We start from the raw sequence: 12,268 nt of genomic DNA on the forward strand, positions 1-12,268 counted from the left end.
CGACAGCCATGAGCGAAGGACTGCAACCATGAACAATCTATTACGCCTGCAAGACGGCGAGGCCCGGCGGGTCGAGGACGACCCCTGGACCCTGGTGCGCGAAGTGGACGGCCTGCTGCCCGAGGGGCCGCTGATATTGCCGTTGGCGCGCTGGCTGATCCGCCGCATCGAGCACGAGCCGGCGCGGGACGGCGTCTGGCTCGGCCCGGACGACGAGGTCGAAAGCCTGCGCCCCTGGCTCAAGCTGATCCCGCTGATCGCCCTGGATTTTCCCAGTTTTCGCGACGGCCGGGCCTACAGCCAGGCGTATCTGTTGCGCACCCGGCTGGGCTGGCTGGGCGAATTGCGGGCGGTGGGCGATGTGCTGCGCGACCAGCTCAGCCACATGCGCCAGTGCGGTTTTGACAGTTTCGCCATTCGCGAAGACAAGTGCGCCGACGACGCCCTCAAGGGGCTGGCGGGCATGAGCGTGCTCTACGGACGTTCGGCGATCGAGCCGCGGCCGCTGTTCCGCCGGCGCTGAACCGCGAAGCCGGCGCAACATGGGCGTTACGCGGGCTCAAGGGGCGCGCGCGCACTGGCAATGGGCCTGCTCGCGACTGGGGAGGAGAATGCGCTTGGCGTGTTGTTTTTTGTTGCTGGTTTGCCAGGGATTTGGCTATACCTACAACTCCTAAAGCTGGCATCGCGTCCGGCTTTTCTGACAGGAGTTACCCTATGAAGCTTGCACGAATCACTGGCGCACTGTGCATCGCCTCCCTCGCACTGGCGGGCTGTTCCAGCAACGTCCCCAAGCCTGACGAGTATTCCGGTTTTCTGGGCGACTACAGCCAACTCAAGGAAGCCAAGTCGCCGTCGGGTGTCGAGGTGATGCGCTGGGTCGATCCCAAGCTGGACCTGAAGCAATACCGCAGCGTCTATATCGAGCCCACCCAGTTTTATCCCAAGCCTCAGCCGACGGCGAAAATCCCGCAAAATACGCTGAACGGGATCAATCGCTATTACGACGAAGCGCTCAAGCGTGAGATCGGGCAGGCCATGCCGCTGGCGACAGGGCCTGGGCCGGGTGTGATCGTGGTGCGCGCGGCGATCACCGCCGTGAGCAGCAAGACCGAAGGCCTGAAACCCTACGAAATCATTCCGATCGCCCTGGTGGCGGCGGCGGTGAGCACCGCCAGCGGCATCCGCGACCAGGAAACCACCCTGGGCACCGAGGCGCAGTTCATCGACGGTGGCAACAACAAAGTGATTGCCCAAGTCGTGCGCAAGGGCAGCGGCAAGGAACTGGAGAACGACAGCCAGGTGATGCAGGCCGCGGACGTGAAAAACGTTATCGACGGCTGGGCTTCGGACCTGCACCAGTCGTTCCAGCGGCTGAAAAAATAACTGCGTTCGACCCCACCGCCGGGGGCTGCAACTTATCCGGTCCGGGGTCGGGCAGCGTCTGCCCGACCCCTTTATCGACGCCGGGACGATAAGCGCCCGCACGTATCGCCAAGCCAACAGAATCAGCATCGGGCGAGGGCAAAGGCCTTATGCTCGGGCTGGCTCGCGGCCCTCATACGCCCAGGGCGAGCCGTTGCGCGGGGCCCTTTGGTTAAAGTTGAATATGACTATATCCATGTTTTTTTAGTGGTTAAGTTAAAGTGAATTGTTAAGTTAAATAAATTCAATAAAAACAATAGATTAATGATTTTTTGTGATGTTTTACATCATGTATTTTTGGTGGAAATAAGGAGCTTTCTCAGCATGCCCGTAGTCGAACGCACGACTTTCATTGCTGCTCGCAGCCCGGCCCAGGTGCTGGATTTCTGCCTTGAGGGGGCGAATTTCCCGAAGATATTTCCCGAACGCATCAGCCCCCTGAAAGGCGTCGATCTCAGTCACCTGCGCATTGCCGCCGGGCGTGAGTTCAGCTTTCGCCACTGGATGTGGGGTGTCATACCGGCGACATGGACGGTGGTTATACGTGAGGTCGGCGAGCGGCATTTCGTCGACGAGATGCTCAAGGGCCCCTTGCGGGCATTCCGTCACGAGCACCGGGTCGAGGCTGCCGAAGGGGGCACCCTGTATACCGACCGGGTGACCTATCGGGCCCTGGGTGGGGCCTGGGTGGAACGGTTGATCGTCAATGCCTACATGACACGCATTTTCGCCGCCCGGCACCGCAATATGCTGCGCTTGCTGGGGTGAAGGCGATCAAGCCGGGTTTTCGCGTTCCGCCGGTATTTCAACGGCGCCGGGTCTTGTTCGACAATTTGCATCCCGGGCATAGGTGGTCGAGGCGTTTCATGGTTAACTTCGGCCTCTTCATTTCTTTACCGCTGTTTTAACGACAACCGTTCAAAAGGACTCCGTTCATGGCTCAAGTCACCCTTAAAGGCAACCCGGTTCAAGTCAACGGTCAACTGCCCCAGGCCGGTTCCAAGGCCCCAGCGTTTTCCCTGGTGGGCGCCGGCCTGGCCGACGTCACCCTGAGCAGCTTTGCCGGCAAGCGCAAAGTGCTGAACATCTTCCCGAGCGTCGACACTCCGACCTGCGCCACTTCCGTGCGCAAGTTCAACGCCCAGGCCAGCGGCCTGAACAACACCGTGGTGCTGTGCATCTCGGCCGACCTGCCGTTCGCCCAGGCCCGCTTCTGCGGCGCCGAAGGCCTGGACAACGTGCAGAACCTGTCGACCCTGCGCGGCCGCGAATTCATCGAGAACTACGGTGTGGCGATCGTCGACGGCCCGCTGGCCGGCCTGACCGCCCGCGCGGTGGTGGTGCTGGACGAGAACGACAAGGTGCTGCACAGCGAGCTGGTCAAGGAAATCGCTGAAGAGCCTAACTATGACGCGGCGTTGGCCGTACTCAAGTAACAGGTTTTACAATTATTCACGGCCTGGCCCTGTCCAGGCCGTTTTTATTTGTGCTTCAGTAGCTTAGCGGGCACTTGCAAACGTAAGCCCAAGGTAAATTGCCGGTAAAGGCGCTTTGCTAAACCCCCGCCAGTGCTTATCTTTCAGCCACCTGAAAAAGATCCCCTCGCGCCCAATGGTTGATCACTCCATGCAATCCTCCGTTTCCCGCAACTCCCGTCGCTGGCTGTTTGGCCTGCTTGTCCTGTTGGCCATTGTCGGCCTGTGCTGGAAATTCTGGCCGGCCTCGAGCACCCACAAGGATGCCGCCGGGCAGAACGCCGCCGGCCACACCGGGCGCAGCGGGTCGATGCGCCCGGGGTTCGGCGGTGCGAGCGGGCCGATTCCGGTGCGGGTGGCGCCGGCCACGCGGGGCGACTTCCCGCTGTATTACAAGGCGCTGGGCACGGTGACCGCGCTCAACACCATTAATGTACGCAGCCGGGTGGCCGGCGAGCTGGTCAAGGTGAGCTTCGAGGAAGGGCAGATGGTCAAGGCCGGCGACCTGCTGGCCCAAATCGACCCGCGTCCGTACCAGAACGCCTTGCTCCAGGCCGAAGGCACGCTGTTGCAGAACCAGGCGCAACTGAAGAACGCCCAGGTCGACTACGAGCGTTATCGTGGCCTGTACGCCCAGGACAGCATCGCCAAGCAGACCCTGGACACCGCCGCGGCGCAGGTCGGCCAGTACCAGGGCACGGTCAAGACCAACCAGGCGGCGGTCAACGACGCCAAGCTCAACCTCGAATTCACCCAGATCCGCGCGCCGATCGCCGGCCGTGTGGGCCTGCGCCAGCTGGATGTCGGCAACCTGGTGGCGGCCAATGACACCACCGCGCTGGCGATCATCACCCAGACCCAGCCGATCAGCGTGGCGTTCACCCTGCCGGAGAACAACCTGGCCGCGGTGCTGGAGCGTTATCGCAGCGGCGCCAAATTGCCTGTGGAAGCCTGGGACCGCGGCGACCTGAAACTGCAGGCCAACGGCGTGCTGCAAAGCCTCGACAACCAGATCGACACCACCACCGGCACCCTGAAGTTCAAGGCGCGCTACGAGAACCGCGATCAGGTGCTGTTCCCCAACCAGTTCGTCAATGTGCGGTTGCTGGCCGACACCCTGAAGGACGTGGTGCTGGTGCCGTCGGCGGCGATCCAGTTCGGCACCAACGGCACCTTCGTCTACGCCCTGGACGGCGACAACAAGGTCAAGATCCGTCAGTTGCAGGTCGGCGCCAGCAACGGCGACTCCACCGTGATCAAGGCCGGCCTGGAAGTCGGCGACCGGGTGGTGCTCGAAGGCACCGACCGCCTCAAGGACGGCAGCGACGTCGAAGTGGTCAACACCACCGAAGAAGTCCCGACCACGCCGACCGAGCATTTGCAGGGCAAGCCGGCCAGCTCCAGCGCGACCCCGGCCGCTGACGCCCCGGCGAACAAGGTCGGCGCATGAACCTCTCGCGGCTGTTCATCCTCCGTCCGGTAGCGACCACCCTGAGCATGCTGGCCATTGTCCTGGCCGGCCTGATCGCCTATCGCCTGTTGCCGGTCTCGGCGCTGCCCCAGGTCGACTACCCGACCATCCGGGTGATGACCCTGTACCCCGGCGCCAGCCCGGACGTGATGACCAGCGCCGTGACCGCGCCGCTCGAGCGCCAGTTCGGGCAGATGCCCGGCCTGACCCAGATGGCCTCCACCAGTTCCGGCGGCGCCTCGGTGCTGACCCTGCGCTTCAACCTCGACATCAACATGGATGTCGCCGAGCAACAGGTGCAGGCCGCGATCAACGCCGCCACCAACCTGCTGCCGACCGATCTGCCGGCGCCGCCGGTGTACAACAAGGTCAACCCGGCGGACACCCCGGTGCTGACCCTGGCCATTACCTCCAAGACCATGCTGCTGCCCAAGCTCAACGACCTGGTCGACACGCGCATGGCGCAGAAGATCGCGCAGATCAGCGGCGTGGGCATGGTCAGCATCGCCGGCGGCCAGCGCCAGGCGGTGCGGATCAAGGTCAACCCCGAAGCCCTGGCGGCCAACGGCCTCAACCTGTCGGACGTGCGGACCCTGATCGGCGCCTCCAACGTCAACCAGCCCAAGGGCAACTTCGACGGCCCGACCCGGGTGTCGATGCTCGACGCCAACGACCAACTGACGTCGCCCAAGGATTACGCCGAGCTGATCCTGGCCTACAAGAACGGCGCGCCGCTGCGCCTGAAAGACGTCGCGCAGATCGCCGACGGCGCCGAGAACGAGCGCCTGGCGGCCTGGGCCAACGAAAACCAGGCGGTGCTGCTCAATATCCAGCGCCAGCCCGGGGCCAACGTGATCGAGGTGGTGGACCGGATCAAGGCGCTGCTGCCGAGCATCACCGACAACCTGCCGGCGGGCCTGGACGTCACCGTGCTCACCGACCGCACCCAGACCATCCGCGCCTCGGTCACCGACGTGCAGCACGAGTTGCTGATCGCCATCGCCCTGGTGGTGATGGTGACGTTCCTGTTCCTGCGCCGGGCCAGCGCCACGGTGATTCCGTCGATCGCCGTGCCGCTGTCGCTGATCGGCACCTTCGGCGTGATGTACCTGGCGGGTTTCTCGGTCAACAACCTGACCCTGATGGCCCTGACCATCGCCACCGGTTTCGTGGTCGACGACGCCATCGTCATGCTGGAGAACATCGCGCGGTTCATCGAGGAGGGCGACAGCCCGATGCAGGCCGCGCTCAAGGGCGCCAAGCAGATCGGCTTCACCCTGGTCTCGCTGACCCTGTCGCTGATCGCCGTGCTGATCCCGCTGCTGTTCATGGCCGACGTGGTCGGGCGGCTGTTCCGCGAGTTCGCCATCACCCTGGCGGTGGCGATCCTGATTTCCCTGGTGGTGTCCCTGACCCTGACGCCGATGATGTGCGCGCGCTTGCTCAAGCGCGAGCCGAAGATCGAGGCACAAGGGCGTTTCTACCGCGCCAGCGGCGCCTGGATCGACTGGTTGATCGCCAGCTACGGCCGCGGCCTGCAATGGGTGCTCAAGCACCAGCCGCTGACCCTGCTGGTGGCCGTCGGCACCCTGGCGCTGACCGTGTTCCTGTATATGGTGGTGCCCAAGGGCTTCTTCCCGGTGCAGGACACCGGGGTGATCCAGGGCATTTCCGAAGCGCCGCAGTCGGTGTCTTTCGCCGCCATGAGCCAGCGCCAGCAGGAGCTGGCGAAAATCGTCCTTGCCGATCCGGCGGTGCAGAGCCTGTCGTCCTATATCGGCGTCGACGGCGACAACGCCACGCTCAACAGCGGCCGGTTGCTGATTAACCTCAAGCCGCACCGCGAACGCGACCTCAGTGCCGCGCAGGTGATCGCGCGGATCCAGCCCCAGGTCGACCAACTGGTGGGTATTCGCCTGTTCATGCAACCGGTGCAGGACCTGACCATCGAAGACCGGGTCAGCCGCACCCAGTACCAGTTCAGCATGTCGTCGCCGGACGCCGACCTGCTGGCCACCTGGAGCGGACGCCTGGTGGACGCCCTGGCCCAGCGGCCGGAGCTCACCGACGTCGCCAGCGACCTGCAGGACAAGGGCCTGCAGGTGTACCTGGTGATCGACCGCGACGCTGCCTCGCGGCTGGGCGTCTCGGTATCGAACATCACCGACGCGCTGTACGACGCCTTCGGCCAGCGGCAGATTTCCACCATCTACACCCAGGCCAGCCAGTACCGCGTGGTGTTGCAGGCCCAGTCCGGCGAAAGCATCGGCCCGCAGGCGCTGGAGCAGATCCATGTGAAGACCACCGACGGCGGCCAGGTGCGGCTGTCGAGCCTGGCGCGGGTCGAGGAGCGCCAGGCGCAACTGGCCATTGCCCATATCGGCCAGTTCCCGGCGGTGATGATGTCGTTCAACCTGGCGCCGGGCGTGGCCCTGGGGCAGGCGGTGGAAGTCATCGACCAGGTGCAGCGCGACATCGGCATGCCGGTGGGCGTGCAGACCCAGTTCCAGGGCGCGGCCCAGGCATTCCAGGCGTCGCTGTCGAGCACCTTGCTGCTGATCCTGGCGGCGGTGGTGACCATGTACATCGTGCTCGGCGTGCTCTACGAGAGTTACATCCACCCGATCACCATCCTCTCCACCTTGCCGTCGGCGGCGGTGGGGGCCTTGCTGGCGCTGATCCTCAGCGGCAACGACCTGGGCATGATCGCGATCATCGGCATCATCCTGCTGATCGGCATCGTCAAGAAGAACGCGATCATGATGATCGACTTCGCCCTCGACGCCGAACGCAACCAGGGCATGGCCCCGGAACAGGCGATCTACCAGGCGGCGCTGCTGCGCTTCCGGCCGATCCTGATGACCACCCTGGCCGCGCTGTTCGGCGCCGTGCCGTTGATGCTGGCCACCGGTTCCGGCGCCGAGCTGCGCCAGCCCCTGGGGCTGGTGATGGTCGGCGGCCTGGCGCTGAGCCAGGTCCTGACCCTGTTCACTACGCCGGTGATCTACCTGTATTTCGACCGCTTGGGCCGGCGCTGGCGTTCGGCGCCTGAGCGCGCGGAGCCGGTAGAACAGCCATGAACCTGTCCGGACCCTTTATCCGCCGGCCGGTCGCCACGATGCTGCTGAGCCTGGCCATCATGCTGCTGGGCGGCGTCAGCTTCGGCCTGTTGCCGGTGGCGCCGCTGCCGCAGATGGACTTCCCGGTGATTGTGGTCCAGGCCAGCCTGCCGGGGGCCAGCCCCGAGGTCATGGCCTCGACCGTGGCCACGCCGCTGGAGCGCTCGTTCGGCGCGATCGCCGGGGTCAACACCATGAGCAGCCGCTCCAGCCAGGGCTCGACCCGGGTCATCCTGCAATTCGACCTGGACCGCGACATCAACGGCGCGGCGCGGGAAGTGCAGGCGGCGATCAACGCCTCGCGCAACCTGCTGCCCAGCGGCATGCGCAGCATGCCGACCTACAAGAAGGTCAACCCCTCCCAGGCGCCGATCATGGTGCTGTCGCTGACCTCCGACGTGCTGGAAAAGGGCCAGCTGTACGACCTGGCCTCGACCATCCTGTCCCAGAGCCTGTCCCAGGTTTCCGGGGTCGGCGAGGTGCAGATCGGCGGCAGTTCGTTGCCGGCGGTGCGCATCGAACTCGAGCCGCAATTGCTCAACCAGTACGGCGTGGCCCTGGACGATGTGCGCAAGACCATCGCCGAGGCCAACGTGCGCCGGCCCAAGGGCTCGGTGGAGAACGCCGAGCAACTGTGGCAGGTGCAGGCCAACGACCAGTTGGAGAAGGCCCGCGATTACGAGCCGCTGATCATCCACTACAAGGACGGCGCGGCCCTGCGCCTGAGGGACGTGGCCAAGGTCAGCGATGGCGTCGAGGACCGCTACAACAGCGGCTTCTTCAACGACGACGCGGCGGTGCTGCTGGTGATCAACCGCCAGGCCGGCGCCAACATCATCGAGACGGTCAACGAGATCAAGGCCCAGCTGCCGGCGTTGCAGGCGGTGCTGCCGGCCAGCGTCAAGCTCAACCTGGCCATGGACCGCTCGCCGGTGATCAAGGCCACCCTGCACGAGGCCGAGATGACCCTGCTGATCGCCGTGGCCCTGGTGATCCTGGTGGTCTACCTGTTCCTCGGCAATTTCCGCGCCTCGCTGATCCCCACCCTGGCGGTGCCAGTGTCGCTGGTGGGCACCTTCGCGGTGATGTACCTGTACGGTTTTTCCCTGAACAACCTGTCGCTGATGGCGCTGATCCTCGCCACCGGGCTGGTGGTGGACGACGCCATTGTGGTACTGGAGAACATCTCCCGGCACATCGACGAGGGCATCGCGCCGATGAAGGCGGCCTACCTGGGAGCCAAGGAAGTCGGCTTCACCTTGCTCTCGATGAACGTCTCGCTGGTGGCGGTGTTCCTGTCGATCCTGTTCATGGGCGGGATCATCGAAAGCCTGTTCCGCGAGTTTTCCATCACCCTGGCGGCGGCCATCGTGGTCTCGCTGGTGGTGTCCCTGACCCTGACCCCGATGCTCTGCGCCCGTTGGCTCAAGCCCCACGTGCCGGGCCGTGAGAACGGGCTGCAGCGCTGGAGCCAGCGGGCCAACGACTGGATGGTGGGCAAATACGCCCGCAGCCTGGACTGGGTGCTGCGCCACAAGCGCCTGACCCTGCTCAGTCTGTTCGTGACCATCGGCGTCAACGTCGCGCTGTACGTGGTGGTGCCCAAGACCTTCATGCCGCAGCAGGACACCGGCCAGTTGATCGGGTTCGTGCGCGGCGACGACGGCCTGTCGTTCACCGTGATGCAGCCGAAGATGGAAATCTTCCGCCGCGAGGTGCTCAAGGACCCGGCGGTGGAGAGCGTGGCCGGCTTCATCGGCGGCAACAACGGCACCAACAACGCCTTCATGCTGGTGCGCCTCAAGCCGATCAAGGAGCGCAAGCTGTCGGCGCAGAAGGTCATCGAGCGCCTGCGCAAGGAAATGCCCAAGGTTCCCGGCGCCCAATTGATGCTGATGGCCGACCAGGACCTGCAGTTCGGCGGTGGTCGCGAGCAGACCACCTCGCAGTATTCCTACATCATCCAGAGCGGCGACCTGGGCGCGCTGCGCGAGTGGTACCCGAAAGTGGTCACCGCGCTGCGCGCCTTGCCGGAGCTCACCGCCATCGACGCCCGCGAAGGGCGGGGCGCGCAGCAGGTGACCCTGGTGGTCGACCGCGACCAGGCCAAGCGCCTGGGGATCGACATGAACATGGTCACCGCGGTGCTCAACAACGCCTACAGCCAGCGGCAGATCTCGACCATCTACGACAGCCTCAACCAGTACCAGGTGGTGATGGAGGTCAACCCGAAATACGCCCAGGACCCGATCACCCTCAACCAGGTGCAGGTGATCACCGCCGACGGCGCGCGGGTGCCGCTGTCGACCATCGCCCATTACGAAAACAGCCTGGAAGACGACCGCGTCAGCCACGAAGGCCAGTTCGCCTCGGAGAGCATTTCCTTCGACATGGCCGAAGGGGTGACGGTGGAGCAGGGCACGGCGGCCATCGAGCGGGCGCTGGCCAGGCTGGGCATGCCTGAAGATGTGATCGTCAAGATGGCCGGCACCGCCGACGCCTTCGCCGCGACCCAGAAAAGCCAGCCGTTCATGATCCTCGGCGCCTTGCTGGCGGTGTACCTGGTGCTCGGCGTGCTCTATGAAAGCTATATCCACCCGCTGACCATTCTTTCCACACTGCCGTCGGCCGGGGTCGGCGCCTTGCTGTCGATCTATGCGCTGGGCAGCGAGTTCAGCCTGATCTCGCTGCTGGGACTGTTCCTGCTGATCGGCGTGGTGAAGAAGAACGCGATCCTGATGATCGACCTGGCGCTGCAACTGGAGCGCCACCAGGGCATGGGGCCGCTGGAATCGATCCGCAGCGCCTGCCTGCTGCGCCTGCGGCCGATCCTGATGACCACCCTGGCGGCCATCCTCGGCGCCTTGCCGCTGTTGCTGGGCAGCGCCGAGGGCGCGGAAATGCGCCAGCCCCTGGGCCTGACCATTATCGGCGGCCTGGTCTTCAGCCAGGTCCTGACCCTCTACACCACCCCGGTGGTCTACCTCTATCTCGATCGCCTGCGCCATAAGTTCAACCACTGGCGTGGGGTCCGTACCGATGCCGCTCTGGAAACGCCGCTATGACTGACCGTTCGCTCTCCCTCCTTTCCCAGCGCCTGCTCCTGGCCCGCGGCTCGCGGCTGTTGAGCCTGGGCTTGAGCCTGATGCTGCTCAGCGCCTGCGCCATCGGCCCGGATTACCAGCGCCCGCAGGTGGCCGAGCCTGCCCACTACAAGGAAGCGGCCGGTTGGCGCCAGGCCAGCCCCAGCGACTCCCTGGCCCGCGGCGCCTGGTGGGAGCTGTACGGCGACCGCCAGCTCAATGAGCTGATCGACAAACTCAACAGCGCCAACCAGACCGTGGCCCAGTCCGAGGCCCAGTACCGCCAGGCCCAGGCCCTGGTGCGCAGCGCCCGTGGCTCGCTGTTCCCGACCGTGGACCTGAGCGCGGGGAAAACCCGCGCCAGCCAGGGCACCGGTAGCAGCAGTTCGGCCCTGAGCAGTTCTTCCAGCGGCATCCGCGACACCTACAACACCCAGCTCGGGGTCAGTTGGGAGGCCGATGTCTGGGGCAAGCTGCGCCGTGGCCTGGAGGCCAACGAGGCCAGCGCCGAAGCGAGCTTCGCCGACCTTGCGGCCATGCGCCTGAGCCAGCAGTCGGAACTGGTGCAGAACTACCTGCAACTGCGGGTCATGGACCAGCAGAAGCGTCTGTTCGAAGCCACGGTGGCGGCCTACCAGCGTTCGCTGACCATGACCGAGAACCAGTACCGCGCCGGCGTCGCCGGCAAGGACGCCATCGCCCAGGCGCGGACCCAGCTGAAAAGCACCCAGGCCGACCTGATCGACCTGATCTGGCAGCGCGCCCAGCTGGAAAACGCCATCGCCGTGCTGATCGGCCTGCCGCCGGCCGAGTTCAACCTGGCGGAAACCCAGGACATCCCGGCCTTGCCCCAGGTGCCGCTGGGCCTGCCGTCGCAGCTGCTGGAACGGCGCCCGGACATCGCTTCGGCCGAGCGTTCGGTGATCGCCGCCAACGCCAATATCGGCGTGGCCAAGGCGGCCTATTACCCGGACCTGACCCTGAGCCTGGCGGGCGGCTACAGCAGCAGTACCTACGCCGACTGGATCAGCCTGCCGAACCGCTTCTGGTCGGTGGGGCCGAAACTGGCCATGACCCTGTTCGACGGCGGCCAGCGCTCGGCGGAAGTCGACCGCACCGAGGCGGTCTACGACCAGACCGTGGCCAAGTATCGCCAGACCGTGCTCGACGGCTTCCGCGAAGTGGAGAACTACCTGGTGCAGCTCAAGGTCCTGGAAGACGAGGCCGCGGTACGCCAGGAGGCCCTGGACGCGGCGCGCGATTCCCAGCGCCTGACCGAAAACCAGTACAAGGCCGGGCTGATCGCTTACCTCGACGTGGTGGTGGTGCAGGCCACGGCCCTGAGCAACGAACGCAGCGTGCTGAGCCTGCTGCAAAGCCGGTTGGTCACCAGCGTGCAACTGATCGCCGCCCTGGGCGGCGGCTGGGACGGCCAGCTGCAAGCCAGCGAGCAGCCCTGACGGTTTCCGCCCAGCGCAACCCCGGGCCTCGCGTTCGGCCTGGCTGTACGCACCAGCCGATTCCGCGACCGCTGCGTGGCCGTACGCAGGCTGCGCCAGCGGCTACATCGCCCGTGGCGCCCACGAACCTGTAGCCGCTGCCGAGCGACAGCGAGGCTGCGTCCGGTTGCGCAGCGACCGTAAACCCAAGCCCCGCGTTCGGCCTGGCTGTACGCGCCAGCCGGTTCCGCGACCG

8 protein-coding genes are annotated in these 12,268 nt (G+C 65.2%); all 8 read left to right on the forward strand.

The genetic code is table 11. The features are described 5' to 3' along the window. Positions 1 to 28 precede the first annotated feature (28 nt). Positions 29 to 523 carry a DUF934 domain-containing protein gene (locus BTN82_RS13500; protein WP_075119609.1) on the forward strand — a complete coding sequence of 165 codons (495 nt, stop codon included), beginning with the start codon at positions 29 to 31 and terminating at the stop codon, positions 521 to 523. A gap of 194 nt (positions 524 to 717) precedes the next feature. Continuing rightward, entirely contained in the window at positions 718 to 1,386 is a 669-nt protein-coding gene (locus tag BTN82_RS13505) for a DUF3313 domain-containing protein (protein ID WP_075119610.1), read from the forward strand. A gap of 363 nt (positions 1,387 to 1,749) precedes the next feature. Then, entirely contained in the window at positions 1,750 to 2,193 is a 444-nt protein-coding gene (locus tag BTN82_RS13510) for an SRPBCC family protein (RefSeq protein ID WP_075119611.1), read from the forward strand. A gap of 167 nt (positions 2,194 to 2,360) precedes the next feature. Beyond that, positions 2,361 to 2,861 carry a thiol peroxidase gene (gene tpx, locus BTN82_RS13515; protein ID WP_075119612.1) on the forward strand — a complete coding sequence of 167 codons (501 nt, stop codon included), beginning with the start codon at positions 2,361 to 2,363 and terminating at the stop codon, positions 2,859 to 2,861. Between the two features lie 175 nt (positions 2,862 to 3,036). Next, positions 3,037 to 4,350: an MdtA/MuxA family multidrug efflux RND transporter periplasmic adaptor subunit gene (locus BTN82_RS13520; protein WP_075119613.1), complete on the forward strand. Its 1,314-nt coding sequence runs from the start codon at positions 3,037 to 3,039 to the stop codon at positions 4,348 to 4,350. Then, positions 4,347 to 7,451 carry an MdtB/MuxB family multidrug efflux RND transporter permease subunit gene (locus BTN82_RS13525; RefSeq protein WP_075119614.1) on the forward strand — a complete coding sequence of 1,035 codons (3,105 nt, stop codon included), beginning with the start codon at positions 4,347 to 4,349 and terminating at the stop codon, positions 7,449 to 7,451. Before BTN82_RS13520 ends, BTN82_RS13525 begins: the two co-directional genes overlap by 4 nt. Then, the gene (locus tag BTN82_RS13530; RefSeq protein WP_075119615.1) at positions 7,448 to 10,555 is read left to right on the forward strand and encodes an efflux RND transporter permease subunit; all 3,108 of its coding nucleotides are present in this window, start codon (positions 7,448 to 7,450) and stop codon (positions 10,553 to 10,555) included. The genes BTN82_RS13525 and BTN82_RS13530 overlap by 4 nt, the downstream gene beginning before the upstream one ends. Next, the gene (locus BTN82_RS13535; protein ID WP_075119616.1) at positions 10,552 to 12,033 is read left to right on the forward strand and encodes an efflux transporter outer membrane subunit; all 1,482 of its coding nucleotides are present in this window, start codon (positions 10,552 to 10,554) and stop codon (positions 12,031 to 12,033) included. The genes BTN82_RS13530 and BTN82_RS13535 overlap by 4 nt, the downstream gene beginning before the upstream one ends. Positions 12,034 to 12,268 lie beyond the last annotated feature (235 nt).

The sequence above is a fragment of the Pseudomonas chlororaphis genome, from assembly GCF_001921865.1.
In the GTDB taxonomy this organism is placed as follows: domain Bacteria; phylum Pseudomonadota; class Gammaproteobacteria; order Pseudomonadales; family Pseudomonadaceae; genus Aquipseudomonas; species Aquipseudomonas chlororaphis_D.

Excerpts from the sequence above, each read along its gene's own strand:
- BTN82_RS13500 (WP_075119609.1), top strand. The coding sequence starts at position 29 with ATGAACAATCTATTACGCCTGCAAGACGGCGAGGCCCGGCGGGTCGAG.
- BTN82_RS13505 (WP_075119610.1), top strand. The coding sequence starts at position 718 with ATGAAGCTTGCACGAATCACTGGCGCACTGTGCATCGCCTCCCTCGCA.
- BTN82_RS13510 (WP_075119611.1), top strand. The coding sequence starts at position 1,750 with ATGCCCGTAGTCGAACGCACGACTTTCATTGCTGCTCGCAGCCCGGCC.
- tpx (WP_075119612.1), top strand. The coding sequence starts at position 2,361 with ATGGCTCAAGTCACCCTTAAAGGCAACCCGGTTCAAGTCAACGGTCAA.
- BTN82_RS13520 (WP_075119613.1), top strand. The coding sequence starts at position 3,037 with ATGGTTGATCACTCCATGCAATCCTCCGTTTCCCGCAACTCCCGTCGC.
- BTN82_RS13525 (WP_075119614.1), top strand. The coding sequence starts at position 4,347 with ATGAACCTCTCGCGGCTGTTCATCCTCCGTCCGGTAGCGACCACCCTG.
- BTN82_RS13530 (WP_075119615.1), top strand. The coding sequence starts at position 7,448 with ATGAACCTGTCCGGACCCTTTATCCGCCGGCCGGTCGCCACGATGCTG.
- BTN82_RS13535 (WP_075119616.1), top strand. The coding sequence starts at position 10,552 with ATGACTGACCGTTCGCTCTCCCTCCTTTCCCAGCGCCTGCTCCTGGCC.